Below are 13,943 nucleotides of genomic sequence, written 5' to 3'. Positions count from 1 at the left end.
AATACGCCTTTTTTAATGCCGGCGATATTGAGTTTTTTAGTCCAGCGCAAACACGGTTTTGTCCAACTTTCCCGCCGTTTGATCCCGTAGTCTGAAATGCATCTGGCTGGGTCGAGCGTCTTTCGGTGATAAGGAATTCCATGAACAACTTTGTATTCGAACCTCCCCGAGTCAGCAGTCTGCCGGTACATGGCAGTGATGCGCGATTCCCCATTGGCCGGGTGTTTTGCCTGGGCCGTAATTACCAGTGGGGCGGCTCGCAGGATCATGCAGCCAGTGCCGAGCGCGAGGTCCCGGCGTTCTTCATGAAGCCGGCGACGTCGGTTGCGGACGCAGTGGGCGAGGTCGCGTTTCCGACCCAGACCGAACAGTTCTGCCACGAGATCGAACTGGTCGTCGCCATCGGCAAGGACGGCTATGAGATCGACGTCGAACACGCGCTGGACCACGTATGGGGATACGCCGCAGGCCTTGATTTGACCCGCCGCGATCTGCAAATGGCCGCCAAGGCGGTGGGCAATCCATGGGAGCCGGCGAAGGCGTTCGACGGCTCTGCGCCGATCACGCCCATTCGCCCGGCAGGCCGCGACGGTCACGCGCGACAAGGCGCCATCTGGCTGAGCGTCAACGGCGTCGAGCGTCAGCGTTCCGACCTTGACAGCCAGATCTGGTCGGTGAGCGAAGTCATCAGCCAGCTTTCCCACTCCGTCACGTTGCGCGCCGGCGATCTGATCATGACCGGCACGCCGCCCGGCGTTGCTGCGCTCCAACCGGGCGACGTGATCAACGGCGGCATCGACGGCGTCGGCGAATTTGAAGTGAGAGTGGGTGAGCGTCGCTGAGCGATTCACCCAGAACCGCAGCATTTTGATGAGCAACAAGGAGAATAATAATGACTGATCAATCCGTTTCGAAAATTGCTCTGGTTACCGGCGCTGGCAGTGGCATCGGCCGCTCGGTCGCATTGGGCCTGCTTGAAGATGGCTTCAAAGTGGTGGTGACCGGGCGTCGGCTGGAACCCCTCGAAGAACTGGTGGTGCAAGCGGGCAAGCAGGGCGGCGAAGCGTTGGCGGTGTCGTGCGATGTGCGAGATCCGGCCAGCGTCGATCACCTGTTCGCGACGATCGAGGAGGTGTATGGCCGCCTCGATCTGGTGTTTAACAATGCTGGCGTCAACGCCCCCGCCGTGCCGATGGACGAGCTGCCGATCGAGAAGTGGCTGAGCGTGATCGACACCAACGTGACGGGCGTTTTCCTGTGCAGCCGCGGCGCGTTTGGCCTGATGCGCAAACAGTCGCCCCAAGGAGGCCGGATCATCAACAACGGTTCGATCTCCGCCCATGTGCCACGCCCGTTCACCGGGCCGTACACCGCCAGCAAGCACGCGGTACTGGGCCTGACCAAAAGCCTGGCCCTGGACGGTCGCGAATTCAATATCGCCTGCAGCCAGATCGACATCGGCAACGCGCTGACCGAGCTGTCGGTGCGCATGACCAAGGGTGTGCGTCAGGCCAATGGTTCGACCGCCGTCGAGCCGATGATCGACGTCAAACACATCGCCGATGCCGTGCGTTATATCGCCGCGCTGCCGCTGTCGGCCAACGTGCTGAACATGACTGTCATGGCCACCAACATGCCCTTCGTGGGCCGTGGTTGATCCGTCCGAATTCGAGATGAGCGAGATACCGATGAAACCTGAAATCCTCCAGCTGAGCCCGATCCTTATCCCTGACATCAACGCGCGGCTGAACGAGCTGTACACCGTTCGCCCGTACTTCCAGCAGGCCGACAAGGCGGCTTATCTGCGCGAGCACGGCGCCAACATTCGCGGCGTGGTGACTGGCGGCCACACCGGCATCACCCGGGAAGTGATGGAGCAATTGCCGAACGTGGAAGTCATCGCGGTCAACGGCGTCGGCACCGACGCGATTGATCTAGCCTACGCGCGGGACCGTGGCATTCGTGTCTCGGCCACCATTGGCGCGCTGACCGAAGACGTCGCCGACCTTGCCATCGTTTTGCTGATTTCCGCCTGCCGCGGGCTGTGCACAGGCGACCGTTATGTGCGCTCCGGCGCATGGGCCAAGACCGCGACGCCGCTGGTGCCGCTGCCACTGGCGCGTCAATTCAGCGGCATGCGCATCGGCATCGTCGGCATGGGCCGGGTAGGGCGGGCCGTCGCCACCCGAGCCGCAGCGTTCGGCTGCCCAATCAGCTACACCGACCTCAACGCCATGGGCGATGTGCCTTACACCTTCGTCAGCGATCTGGTCGAATTAGCGGCGCAGAGTGATGCGCTGATCGTTGCTGCAGCCGCGGACAAAGCCAAAGGCATTATCAACACGAAGGTGCTGGAAGCGCTGGGCGCGCAGGGGTTTTTGATCAACGTGGCGCGGGGCAGTCTGGTCAATGAGCCGGACCTTGTTGCGGCGCTGGAAGCGGGATCAATTGCTGGCGCGGGGCTGGATGTGTTCGCTGACGAGCCCCATGTGCCGGATGCCCTGTTCGCCTTGGAAACCGTCGTCCTGCAACCCCACCGCGCCAGCGCTACCGTTCAAACGCGGACGCGGATGGGCGAGATGGTGCTGGCGAGTCTGGCGGATGGCCTGGCGGGGAAAGTGCCGGTGGGGAGTGTGGTTTGAGCGGCGTGATTGGCTAAACCGAAGCGCGTCGCTCGCAAGGCCGGTGTTCCAGACGCCAGAGATGCAGCGGATGTTCCTCTCTCTTCGCGAGCAAGCTCGCTCCCACAGGATCGGCGCCGTACCAGGAATCCCGGGCTGAGCACGGACCTGTGGGAGTGAGCTTGCTCACGAAGCCGGCCTTCCAGCCGCTGAATATTCAGCGAATGTACAAGTCTGCTCGCGAGCAAAAACTCCCCGCGTATTTTTGTCAAAACGCCCCCGACTCAACCGACAGTTCAGCCACCAGAAAATCAATAAACGCCCGAGTCTTCATCGGCACCCGCCGGGACGAGGGATACACCGCGTTCACCGTAATCGGCGGCGCTTCCCAATCGCACAGCACCGGCACCAGTCGCCCGTCCGCCACTGCGCGCTCGATGATGAAATTGGGCAGCAATGCGACGCCCATTCCCGCCACCGCGGCCTGCGCCAGAATGTCACCGTTATTGGCGTGCAACGGACCGCTCACCGTCACCCGCTGGGTTTCCTTGCTGTTGTACAGTTGCAAACTCACGCCGCTCTGCAGATAGCCGTAGCTCAGGCACTTGTGGTGTGCCAGATCCTTCGGCGTTTGCGGCGTGCCCTCGCGCGCCAGGTAATCGGGCGAGGCCACCATGATCCTCGGCGCCGGGGCCAGTGAGCGCGCGATCATCGACGAATCCGGCAGGCTGGCAATACGAATGGTCACGTCAAAACCGCCCTTGACCGGATCCACCTGCTGATCGCTCAACACCACTTGCAGTTCGACGTTCGGGTGCAACTCATTGAAGCGCGGAATCAGCGGCCCCAGACGACTCAACCCAAACGACATCGGCGCGTTGACCCGCAACACGCCGCGTATCTCACCCATCCCGGTCCGCGCCCGTTGTTCGGCTTCGTCCAAGGATGCGATGACATCTCGACACGCGTCGTAGTACTCGGCGCCTGCTTCCGTCAGATGCAGGCTGCGCGTGGTGCGCTGCAGCAGTTGCACGCCGATGGCCTCTTCCAGCGCCTGAATCTGCTTGCTGACTTTCGAGCGCGGCACATCCAGCGCGCGGGCTGCTGCGGCAAAGCCATTTGCGCCCACCGTCGCGACAAACGCGCGCATGCATTCGATACGATCCATGACCGTCCGTGAATTAGAAACAATGAGTCCCGATTCTATGGGATTGTTCCTTAAGCAGCCAGTCCGTAAATTCACTCCCAAGCCAGCCGCCAAGCAACCAGCGCAGCGGCTAACCCATAACGAACCCACTGCTGACTACTCAAGGAATCTACCCATGTCCATCCGCGAACTGCTGAACCCAACCAACGCTGCTCTGATCCTGATCGACCACCAGCCGCAAATGGCCTTCGGCGTTCAGTCGATCGACCGCCAGACGCTGAAGAACAACACCGTCGGCTTGGCCAAAGCCGCCAAGATATTCAACGTGCCGACCATCTACACCTCAGTCGAAACCAAAAGCTTCAGCGGTTTCATCTGGCCTGAATTGCTGGCGGTGTTCCCGGATCAGCAGCCGATCGAGCGCACGTCGATGAACTCGTGGGAAGACAAAAAGCTGGTGGAAGCGGTCAAGGCGACCGGCCGCAAGAAGCTGATCATCGCCGCGCTGTGGACCGAGGTCTGCCTGAACTTCCCGACGCTGGACGCGCTGGCTGAAGGCTACGAGGTGTACATCGTCACTGACGCTTCCGGCGGCACGACTAAAGAAGCCCACGACATGTCGGTGCAGCGGATGATTCAGGCAGGCGCCGTGCCGGTGACCTGGCAGCAGGTGTTGCTCGAGTTCCAGCGCGACTGGGCACACAAGGACACCTATGAAGCGGTCATGGAACTGGTCCTGGAACACAGCGGTGCTTACGGCATGGGCGTCGACTACGCCTACACCATGGTTCACAGCGCGCCGCAGCGTAAATTGGGCTAAAACACTCGGCTATAAAAAAAGCTTCGCGATTTAGGTCGCGAAGCTTTTTTTGTTTTTGCGATTTAATACGCGTCGCTGGCCATCCGGCCGCTGAGTTAAATCAATGCTGACGAGGGTCGAGGTCACCCGAAAACAGCTCGTCTTCAGCATCCGGCGCAACCGGAATCGCATGTTCTTCCGACGCCCAGGCGCCCAAGTCGATCAACTTGCAACGGTCTGAACAGAACGGCCGGAATTTACTCTCCGGCGTCCATTCCACGGGCGCTCCGCAGGTTGGGCAATCGACGGTCATTGGTTGGCTCATCATTGGCCTCCACGCAAAGTTAAATAAAAGTGATGCAGACGCTCGACTTCGCTTTTCAGCCAGGCCGGGTCACGGTCATTGACGATCACATCATCGGCCCGGCTCAAGCGCTCCTCGCGACTGGCCTGCGCCTTGAGAATCGCCCGCACCTGTTCCTCGTTGGTCTTGTCGCGCAACACCGTGCGCTCGATCTGCACCGATTCCGGCACATCAATGACCAACACGCGCTGCACCATCTGGTGCTGAGAAGTCTCCAGCAACAGCGGCGACACCAGAATCGCGTAAGCCGATTCGGCGCGCGCCAGGTCCTGACGGATCTCCTCGCGGATTAGCGGATGCAGCAGGCTTTCGAGCCAGACCCGCTGCTGCGGATCCTTGAAAATCAGCTCGCGCAGCGCGGCTCGATTCAACGTGCCATCGTCTTGCAACACGCTGGCGCCGAAGTGCTCGGCAATCTGCCCCAAGGCAGGACGCCCGGGTTCGACGACCCAACGGGCAACGTTATCGGCGTCCACCAAGTGCACGCCCAGCTCCATGAAGCACTGAGCCGCCGCACTCTTGCCGCTGCCGATGCCACCGGTGAGGCCGAGAATCCAGGGTTTTGACGCAGGAGAAGTCATCTGAAACCGGCGATCTGCAAATACGAAGTGGTTATTTGATCACCCCAGAGCAAAGCGATCCACCCCGCGAGGGCCAGATAAGGACCGAAGGGGATCGGCGTGCTGGTTTCGACATTGCGCAAGCGCAGCAGAATCAGGCCCAACACCGCCCCGACAATCGACGACAGCAGAATCGTCAACGGCAGAATCTGCCACCCGCCCCAGGCCCCGAGCATTGCCAGCAACTTGAAATCACCGTAACCCATGCCTTCCTTGCCCGTGATCAGCTTGAACAGCCAGAACACACACCACAACACCAGATACCCCGCGACCGCGCCCCACAGCGCATCGGTCAGCGACGTGAACAGCCCAAACGCATTCACGATCAGGCCCAGCCACAACAGCGGCAACACGATTGCGTCCGGCAGAAGCTGGTGATCGGCGTCGATTAGACTCATCGACAACAACCCCCACGTCAGCACCAGCATCGCTGCTGCCTGCCAACCGAAACCGAAATGCCAGGCGATGAAGGCTGAGAGTAGGCCACACGCCAATTCAACCAGTGGGTAGCGCTTGCTGATGGGGGCTTTGCATTGGGAGCACTTGCCGCCGAGGAACAAATAACTCACGACGGGGATGTTTCCCCACGCGCGGATTTTGTGCGAGCAATGCGGGCAGCGGGAGTGGGGGAGGATGAGGTTGAAGGTTTCTGTTTGTGGCTCGGGGGGAAGGTCGAGCATTTCTCGGGACTGGGTTTTCCAATCGCGGATCATCATCTTTGGCAGGCGGTAGACGACGACGTTCAGGAAGCTGCCGACGAGCAGGCCCAAGACGAGCGTGCATAGGACGAAGGCCAGCGGGGAGCTGGCCAGGAGGTCGAGGAGGGGCATGGTTAGACGACACTGCCGAGTTTGAAGATTGGGAGGTACATAGCGATAACAAGCCCACCGACTATGACACCAAGAAAAGCCATGATCAGGGGTTCCATGAGGCTGGTAAGACTATCGACCATATTATCGACTTCTTCCTCATAGTAAGTGGCAACCTTGTCTAGCATTGAGTCCAAAGCCCCGGACTCCTCACCAATAGCAGTCATTTGCACCGCAAGCATGGGAAACACCCCAGTACTACGCATAGAAAAATTTAGCTGCATGCCGGTGGACACATCTTGCTTGATCTTATTAACTGCGTTTTTAAATACGATATTGCCCGTGGCCCCTGATACGGAATCCAAGGCCTCTACGAGCGGCACGCCGGCGGAAAAGGTCGTGGAAAGGGTTCTTGCATAGCGAGCTACTGCAGATTTGTAGAGTAGCGGACCGATCACTGGGATTTTGAGTACGGCACGATCGACCCAGTTCCGAAATTTTTCTGAGCTTTTATGAATTCGCTTCAAACCTAGATAAAGTGCTACTAAAGCGGCGAGTATTATGTACCAGTAGCCCTGTACGAACTCTGAAAGATGAACAACCATCAATGTGAATGCGGGAAGTTCGGCGCCAAAGCCTTCAAATATAGACTGAAATTGCGGTACAACTTTTACGAGAAGTATAGCGGTTACGACGAAAGCGACCACAACAACCGCAATGGGGTAACTCATTGCTTTTTTGATTTTTGACTTAAGAGATTCTGTTTTTTCTTTATACGTTGCTACGCGATCGAGCAGCGTCTCCAGTGCGCCAGCCTGTTCACCCGCGTCCACAAGATTGCAATATAAATCATCAAAGTATTCGGGCTTTTGACGAAGCGATGTCGCTAAGCTGTGGCCGGAGGCGACGCTCTGTTTGATGTCGTCCAGCAATTTTCGCATTTTCGGGTTTTCCGAACCCTCTCCGATGATTTCAAACGACTGTAATAGGGGTACCCCGGCTTTCATCATGGTTGCCATTTGACGCGTGAAAAACGCGATATCCAACGGTTTTATTCTTTTCCCGCCGCCAAGTATTGAAATAGATTTCTTTCGAACCTTTGTAGGGTTAATTCCTTGTTTTCGCAGTTGGGCCTTGACGAGCGCAGGGTTATGTCCGTTGAGCTCGCCATTGACCTTGTTGCCTTTCTTATCGAGCCCTTCCCAAGTAAAGACGCTGACTTTTACTGCTTTGATCGCCATCGTTAGTCCTTGGTTACCCTATTGATTTCTTCCAGGCTGGTCAGCCCATGCATGGCCTTTAGAAGCCCGGAGGTACGCAGGTCGTTGTAACCGTCTTTGCGCATTTGTGTCGCGATATCAATCGAGTTGCCTTCCTCCATAATGATGCGTTCCAGTGCAGGAGTGTTTTTCACGACTTCATATATGCCGACTCGCCCCTTGTATCCTGCGTTGCAATGCTCACAGCCTACCGGGGAGTAAAGCTTGAAGCTGCCGATACGGTCCTCGGGGAATCCCTCAGATAGCAAAGTATCCCGCGGTACCGAAATTTCCTTCTTGCAGTGAGGGCATAACTTTCGAGCAAGGCGCTGGGCAATGATCAGGTTAATGGCGGTGGCTATGTTAAATGCCGCAACGCCCATGTGATGCAGGCGGGTCAGGGTCTCGGCTGCACTGTTGGTATGCAGCGTGGATAGGACCATGTGGCCGGTTTGCGACGCTTTTATCGCTATCTCGGCAGTCTCCAAATCACGGATTTCGCCCACCATGATGACGTCAGGATCCTGACGTAAAAATGCTCGAAGTGCTTGAGAGAAATCCATTCCTTGTCTGGGGTTGACGTTGACCTGATTAATACCTTCCAGGTTGATTTCCACTGGGTCTTCTGCGGTGGAAATATTGATATCTGTGGTGTTAAGGATGTTAAGCCCTGTGTAGAGCGATACGGTTTTGCCAGAACCCGTCGGCCCCGTTACCAAGATCATTCCCTGCGGCTTGCTCAACGCCTCCAGATACAGCGCCTTTTGTTCTGGTTCATAGCCAAGCGCATCAATTCCCATTTGCGCGCTGGTGGGATCTAGGATCCTCATTACGATTTTCTCGCCCCATAGCGTAGGCAGGGTATTTACTCGAAAGTCGATGGCTCGGTTTTTTGATATACGGAGCTTTATTCTGCCATCTTGTGGTCTGCGGCGCTCTGAGATATCCAATCCCGCCATTACTTTGAGCCGCGCGGCGATGCGACCTGCCAGCTGGGTCGGCGGCTTTGCCACCTCATGCAGAATACCGTCAGTACGTAGACGTACTCTAAAGATCTTCTCGTATGGCTCAAAATGTAGGTCCGACGAACCTAACCGGATAGCGTCCATTAACATTTTGTTCACGAAGCGTACGACTGGCGCATCCTCAGCGTCGACCTCACCGAGCATCGTCTCCTTGCTATCGGAGGTAGTCTCAATCTCTAGACTCAGATCAACATCGGCCATCTCGCCGAGGCCGGTGCTAGTATCGAAAAACTTGTCAATGCCCGCCGTCAGCTTATCGTCTTCAATCAGGATAGCTTCAGTGGTCAGGCCGGTACTGAACTGAATGTCGGTGATCGCTTGGTGGTTGGTAGGGTCCGAAACCCCTACGAATAGCTTGTTACCGCGCCGCCACAGTGGCAGAGCATGATGCTGGCGGATCAGCTTCTCGCTAACCAATCCTCTAGGCTGACTATCTTTGTCGAGGTTGGTCAAATCCAAGAAAGGCAGGCCGAATTGGTCGGAAGCCATTTCCGCAAGAACCAGGCTATTGACGAGCTTACTTTGTACGAGGTAGCTCACCAGCGAAAGCCGGTCTTTTCGTGCTTGCTGGTACGCCTGCTGAGCTGTTTTTTCGTCGAGTAATTCAGCGACGACGAGCTGTTTAGCTAAACCGGTTAGGACGACATCAGTCATTACAGCCACCAGATACGGACAAGGCTTGTTTATAGCGCAGTCAGGCAAGGCTGCCAATCAACCTCCTGCTAGTGACAATAAATGTCACATTCTGCCCAGAATCCAGACCCTACGTACTTTTCATTCATAGCAACGGCTCAATCTTTGCCATAGCGTTTGTTGGCACGGCAAATGCTTGATCCCTAAGCGTGATCTAATAATTGACGGTGGAGAAGTCGTGATGAACTCACAGAAAGGTTTTACTTTGATCGAACTGATGATCGTGGTCGCGATCATCGGCATCTTGGCAGCAATCGCGCTGCCTGCTTATCAGGATTACACAGGTAAATCGCAGTTAGGGGCGGCGCTTGCTGAGATCAATCCGGGCAAAACATTGGCTGAGACTAGAATCAACGAAGGCTCTGCGGCGACTACCTCTGCCGCTGATATCGGCCTGACCGCTTCGACTACCCGCTGCGCAACCACTGTATCGGTCGGTACCGACGGCGTCGCTAGCATTGTTTGTGGCATTAAAGGCAACCCGGCTGTGAACAGCAAAACGGTAACGCTCGCGCGCAGCGCTGCTGGCGTGTGGAGTTGCACAAATACGACTAAATACTCTGTGTCGGGCTGCAATGGTTCTGGTACCTAAAACACTTTGTAATGACGGCCGGTTACTTTAGCGGTCCGTACGTCAAATGAACCCGGCCCACATAGGCCGGGTTTTTATTGCTTTCAACAATGCTTGATACGCAGAGGTTCCGATGCGAGAGGCTATGAGTCGAGGATTTCTTTTTTCCACAGGTTTGTTTTTCTTTCTGTTGATCGCGCCTGTGACGCTGCAGGCTTTCGGGGACCACGATTCGCAACGCATTTTCCAGCTTGCCATCACTATCGTGCTATTGGTGATGACCCTGTTCGGTCCCTCGGTGCGGCCGCAAAAACTTCTCCATCTAAGGTACGTCCAGGTAGTCACGATAACGTTGTTAGCGCTTGCATACACCTCTATCACGCTCGCAAATCAGCCGGCTTGGAGCCTCGCGGAGTTAGCCCTGATCACGAGTTGTATCGGCTCCAGCCTGATAATAGGCCAATGGCGGCGCGAGCTAGGCGAGGGGTTGGACCGTTTATTTTGGATGCTAGTTGTTATCCTCTGTAGCTTGAAATGTGTTCAGTTTGGTGCGGCATTATGTGCTGCGTTTACGAGCGGTTTCCAAACTTTGGATACAGACGTTCTTCTGGACGGCTTCTCAAACAAACGCTTTTACGGACAGTTTCAAACTTTTACGCTTCCTCTGTTAGCGTTTCCTTTGTTAGCCGTGATTACTAAGCCCGCGACAAAAAAGTGGGCCTTTATGCTCCTCTGTTTCTGGTGGGTGATCGCCATCTGCGGCGGAACGCGGGGCACTTGGCTAGGCATGGCGGGAGCTGGAGCAGTGTTAGCGTTTTGCGGCATCCAAGGTCGGCGCTGGATTGGCTGGCAGGTGCTCGCAGTGCTCGCCGGGCTAGCAACGTTTTGGCTGCTCTTAAGCGTATTGCCGAGCAAGTTAGGTATTGAAGTAGTGAATTTTGCGGGCGATAGGCTAAGCACTTCGCTGTCGGCTCGTGACATTATTTGGCACCAAGCTTGGGAAATGATTAATGAGCGACCACTGCTTGGTTTCGGCCCTATGCACTTCGCCGACATCCCAAATCCCGTAGCAGCACATCCCCACCAAGCTATCTTGCAGTGGGCTTGCGAATGGGGAATCCTTTCCACGCTGTTGGTGATGTGGCTAGTTTCTAAGGGGGTATGGGCTACGTTCCGTGAGATTCGTGTCAACCACCGGTCAACTGAACCCGTGAACGCATTGCGAGTCTGTCTGTTCGCGAGTTTGATTGGCGCGTTGACTCAGTCAATGGTCGATGGCGTTATTGTAATGCCTTACTCGCAGTTGTGGCTCGCCATTGTCGTGGGCTGGCTGATCGGCATCCATGAATTTTCGCCTGAGCCCAAGGCGGTACGGGCATTTGCGCGGCGAGGATGGGTCGCATTTTTGACTTTGGCGGTCGCTTATCTTGGCTACATAACTGTTCGTGATGCGCCAGATCTTAAACAGCGGGAGCAGGCTTATATCCAAGAGCATGGCGATCGATTCCAGCCTCGGTTCTGGATGCAAGGAGTCATTGCGCAGCCTAGTGGCCGCTTGTTGGAGTAAATAAATGCTGCTAATTTCTCCATTAGTAACGCCGAAATAGCTCAGTCGGTAGAGCAGCGCACTCGTAACGCGAAGGTCGTAGGTTCGATTCCTATTTTCGGCACCATTTCTTGTCATCGGTCGCACAGAAACCCAAAGCTCAACGAGCATAATCGTCAACCCGAGCATCGCTACGGTCTCACGACCCTCCTCCGCAGTTATAAAGAAGGTCGGTCCGTGTCACTTCCATCAAATAGCTCCATCTCTCCGATCTGCCCGACTCGCCAGCCTCGCAGCTCTTGCCATAAGGTGTATTTGCAATGGAGCTAGCGCCGAGAGCAGCATTCATCAAGCAGGTTGCGCCGCTGGCAATGCAGTGGGGCGTGACGGCTTACTCCGCTGCAGTCTCGTTGGGCCTTTCGGTCCTGTTCGCGCGGAGCATGGGTTCAAGCTCGTTTGGGCATTACACCTACATCTATGTGCTGGTGACTGTTCTTGTACTGATGCAGGACGCAGGGTTTAACGTTCTTCTGATGCGTGAGCGTGCGTCGCCATCCGCTGCTCTAAGCACACGTTACTCAGAACTACCAAGCACTGCGCTGACGCACCTCCTGGTAACCACTTCGGTTTTCATGTTGCTGGCTGGTGCATTGCATCTCTGGGTAGACGGGCCTGCTCTCATGGCCGGCATCTTTTGCTTCGCCATGATCACTCTCACGCAATGGCAGTCCTCCTGGTTCAAAGGGGCCGGAAATTTTGAGCGAGATGCTCAATTTCTTTTTTATGGCAGGACGGTCAGCGCCTTGTTTGTACTTGGTTCGGTACTCATTGCTGGCGCTGCCCCGGTGTCGATCTTTCTCGCGTGGGGGCTGGGTCTTGGGCTGACGCTCGCATTCCACTTCAAGCACTTCCCTCCACTGCGCCGAATTGAGTGGAAGGTTCCGGTTTGGGCCTATCGCAGCTCGGTGAGTTTCTTCGCGGTCGGCCTCGCTACGACTCTCTATCACCACATCGACATCGTTATTCTCCGGCACCTGCTGGGAGAAGTGCCTGCGATTGGTCAGTATGCGGTAGCGACGCGGATTCAAGACGGCCTGATGGCGCTGGCTACGCCGGTGGCTCTGATGCTGTTTCGGAGAATGAGAATACTGGCGGTAGGTGGCGACGAGAGAAGCCGATTTAGCCGCAACTCTGTGGTTGGAGCGGCGTTCGTCGGTTTGCTTTTGGCGGTGGGCGGGTGGATCTTTGGCCCTTGGGTGGTGGGCGTTTTGTTCGGGAGCGCTTACTCAGAAGGGGCTCACACCATAATTCGGCTACTGTTCACCGGCCTGATTTTTGCGCTTCCGAACTACGTGATGGAACAGCATGCCATCGCTACGCAGCAGGAACGATGGTTTGCAAAAAGCTTAATCGCTGCAGTCACTGTAAACGTCGCCCTGAACTTCGCCTTGATTCCGGTGATAGGCGTTGCTGGCGCGGCCCTTGCAACTCTCTTAACAGAGATCTGCCTTTGCACTACTCTTTGCTGTCGGCTGCGCCGCATGTTGTTCAGCTAGTTACTCCCAGTTGGTGAAGTGCTCTAAGCTGTGTCCGACGCGCGGACCATGTCCCGATGTTGAATGCGGTAGGGCAGAGAGACAGCGAATCGCATACAGATTCATATGGACGTATCCCACCGTAGTTCAACGTAAGCAATTGAGGTGTGACCGGTGTATAGTGTGCCCTGTTAGCTGAATCAAGGACGAGCCAGATGGATGAGTTTTGCGATACGGGGTCCAATAGTAGCCCGACATGGGGGCTTCTCGACGTCATGATGTGGAAGGTTGTTCCAGAGCCTTTAGGTGGTGGTCGGGGCTATATACAGCGGTTCAAAGATGCCTGGGTAGTCCACAACAAGCTAATCATCAAAGCGACTGCGCTTAAATACGCACTTCCCGTCGAACTTGTAGCCGGGGTTTGCTGGATTGAAACCGGCGGTGATCCCAACTTTATTGATAGAGTGGCTTTTGAGGTGCGTGCGTTCGATCACATTGGTAATTTTTCAACTGTGATTACTAACCCGCCGTCAAAAACTAGCTTCGGTTGGGTAAGTATTCAACTTAAAACCGCCGCACTGACAATAGGCTTAGATCCGGAGCAGATGGATGTAAGCCAATTACGGAGTTTGTCTTACTGTCTTGAGCGCGATGTGTACAATATTGACTTGGCTGGCAGGCATTTGCGGATGCTTGCCGATCACGATGGTTTTACTTCCATTGGGTTAGATGAGGTTAGAGTGATTGGTGCTCGCTACAATAGGGGGATGGCTTTGTCGTTAGATAAAATAAAAGACAACACTAGATACGGAGACTTCATCGTAAAAAACTGGCTTCGGTTTAGCCAGCTTATGATGTGACCATTATGAGTAAAAGCAGAAATGTATTGCGCGTTATTTTGTACGTCCTCTTTTTCGTTCTCTTGTTCATGTACGCGTTATTTCATGGGTCCAA

General features: G+C 55.7%; 14 protein-coding genes and 1 tRNA gene. 9 read left to right on the top strand and 6 right to left on the bottom strand.

Going from position 1 to position 13,943, the window contains the following annotated elements:
* Positions 1 to 140: 140 nt before the first annotated feature.
* Genes QWI20_RS00735 through QWI20_RS00725 form a run of 3 tightly spaced genes read left to right on the top strand, consistent with a single transcriptional unit; the run spans position 141 to position 2,642 of the window.
* A complete protein-coding gene (locus tag QWI20_RS00735; protein WP_369303724.1) occupies positions 141 to 842 on the top strand; it encodes a fumarylacetoacetate hydrolase family protein in 702 nt (233 codons plus the stop codon).
* Between the two features lie 50 nt (positions 843 to 892).
* Positions 893 to 1,657, top strand: coding sequence for an SDR family oxidoreductase (locus QWI20_RS00730; protein ID WP_369303723.1), 765 nt, complete (start codon positions 893 to 895; stop codon positions 1,655 to 1,657).
* A gap of 31 nt (positions 1,658 to 1,688) precedes the next feature.
* Positions 1,689 to 2,642 (top strand): 2-hydroxyacid dehydrogenase, encoded by a 954-nt coding sequence (locus QWI20_RS00725; RefSeq protein WP_369303722.1) that lies wholly within the window; start codon positions 1,689 to 1,691, stop codon positions 2,640 to 2,642.
* 247 nt (positions 2,643 to 2,889) lie between these two features.
* Here the strand turns inward: QWI20_RS00725 and QWI20_RS00720 are convergent, their stop codons facing one another.
* The gene (locus tag QWI20_RS00720; protein WP_369303721.1) at positions 2,890 to 3,789 is read right to left on the bottom strand and encodes a LysR family transcriptional regulator; all 900 of its coding nucleotides are present in this window, start codon (positions 3,787 to 3,789) and stop codon (positions 2,890 to 2,892) included.
* 154 nt (positions 3,790 to 3,943) lie between these two features.
* Here QWI20_RS00720 and QWI20_RS00715 point away from each other — a divergent pair, with 154 nt between their 5' ends.
* The gene (locus QWI20_RS00715) at positions 3,944 to 4,588 is read left to right on the top strand and encodes a hydrolase (protein ID WP_369303720.1); all 645 of its coding nucleotides are present in this window, start codon (positions 3,944 to 3,946) and stop codon (positions 4,586 to 4,588) included.
* A gap of 100 nt (positions 4,589 to 4,688) precedes the next feature.
* Here the strand turns inward: QWI20_RS00715 and yacG are convergent, their stop codons facing one another.
* From yacG to pilB, 5 genes are read right to left on the bottom strand one after another with little or no spacing between them, the layout of a single operon-like run.
* On the bottom strand, positions 4,689 to 4,892 hold the full coding sequence (gene yacG, locus QWI20_RS00710; RefSeq protein WP_074888353.1) for a DNA gyrase inhibitor YacG: 204 nt from the start codon (positions 4,890 to 4,892) through the stop codon (positions 4,689 to 4,691).
* A complete protein-coding gene (gene coaE, locus QWI20_RS00705; protein ID WP_369303719.1) occupies positions 4,892 to 5,512 on the bottom strand; it encodes a dephospho-CoA kinase in 621 nt (206 codons plus the stop codon). The genes yacG and coaE overlap by 1 nt, the downstream gene beginning before the upstream one ends.
* Positions 5,509 to 6,381, bottom strand: a complete 873-nt coding sequence (locus QWI20_RS00700; RefSeq protein WP_369303718.1) for an A24 family peptidase — start codon at positions 6,379 to 6,381, stop codon at positions 5,509 to 5,511. The genes coaE and QWI20_RS00700 overlap by 4 nt, the downstream gene beginning before the upstream one ends.
* 2 nt (positions 6,382 to 6,383) lie before the next feature.
* Positions 6,384 to 7,601: a type II secretion system F family protein gene (locus tag QWI20_RS00695; protein WP_192173364.1), complete on the bottom strand. Its 1,218-nt coding sequence runs from the start codon at positions 7,599 to 7,601 to the stop codon at positions 6,384 to 6,386.
* 2 nt (positions 7,602 to 7,603) lie between these two features.
* A complete protein-coding gene (pilB, locus tag QWI20_RS00690) occupies positions 7,604 to 9,298 on the bottom strand; it encodes a type IV-A pilus assembly ATPase PilB (RefSeq protein ID WP_369303717.1) in 1,695 nt (564 codons plus the stop codon).
* A 220-nt stretch (positions 9,299 to 9,518) separates the two neighbouring features.
* Between pilB and QWI20_RS00685 the strand changes: the two genes are divergently transcribed.
* From QWI20_RS00685 to QWI20_RS00665, 5 genes are all read left to right on the top strand, one after another.
* A complete protein-coding gene (locus tag QWI20_RS00685; protein WP_369303715.1) occupies positions 9,519 to 9,929 on the top strand; it encodes a pilin in 411 nt (136 codons plus the stop codon).
* Between the two features lie 124 nt (positions 9,930 to 10,053).
* Entirely contained in the window at positions 10,054 to 11,475 is a 1,422-nt protein-coding gene (locus tag QWI20_RS00680; RefSeq protein ID WP_369303714.1) for an O-antigen ligase family protein, read from the top strand.
* 30 nt (positions 11,476 to 11,505) lie between these two features.
* Positions 11,506 to 11,581, top strand: a tRNA-Thr gene (locus tag QWI20_RS00675).
* A 193-nt stretch (positions 11,582 to 11,774) separates the two neighbouring features.
* Positions 11,775 to 13,010, top strand: coding sequence for a polysaccharide biosynthesis C-terminal domain-containing protein (locus QWI20_RS00670; protein ID WP_369303713.1), 1,236 nt, complete (start codon positions 11,775 to 11,777; stop codon positions 13,008 to 13,010).
* Between the two features lie 194 nt (positions 13,011 to 13,204).
* Positions 13,205 to 13,849 carry a hypothetical protein gene (locus tag QWI20_RS00665; RefSeq protein ID WP_369303712.1) on the top strand — a complete coding sequence of 215 codons (645 nt, stop codon included), beginning with the start codon at positions 13,205 to 13,207 and terminating at the stop codon, positions 13,847 to 13,849.
* Positions 13,850 to 13,943 lie beyond the last annotated feature (94 nt).

Source organism: Pseudomonas sp. W2-17, from assembly GCF_041060445.1.
Taxonomy (GTDB): Bacteria; Pseudomonadota; Gammaproteobacteria; order Pseudomonadales; family Pseudomonadaceae; genus Aquipseudomonas.
Note: the sequence above shows the minus strand (reverse complement) of the source record. Positions and strands in the feature narration are given on the sequence as shown.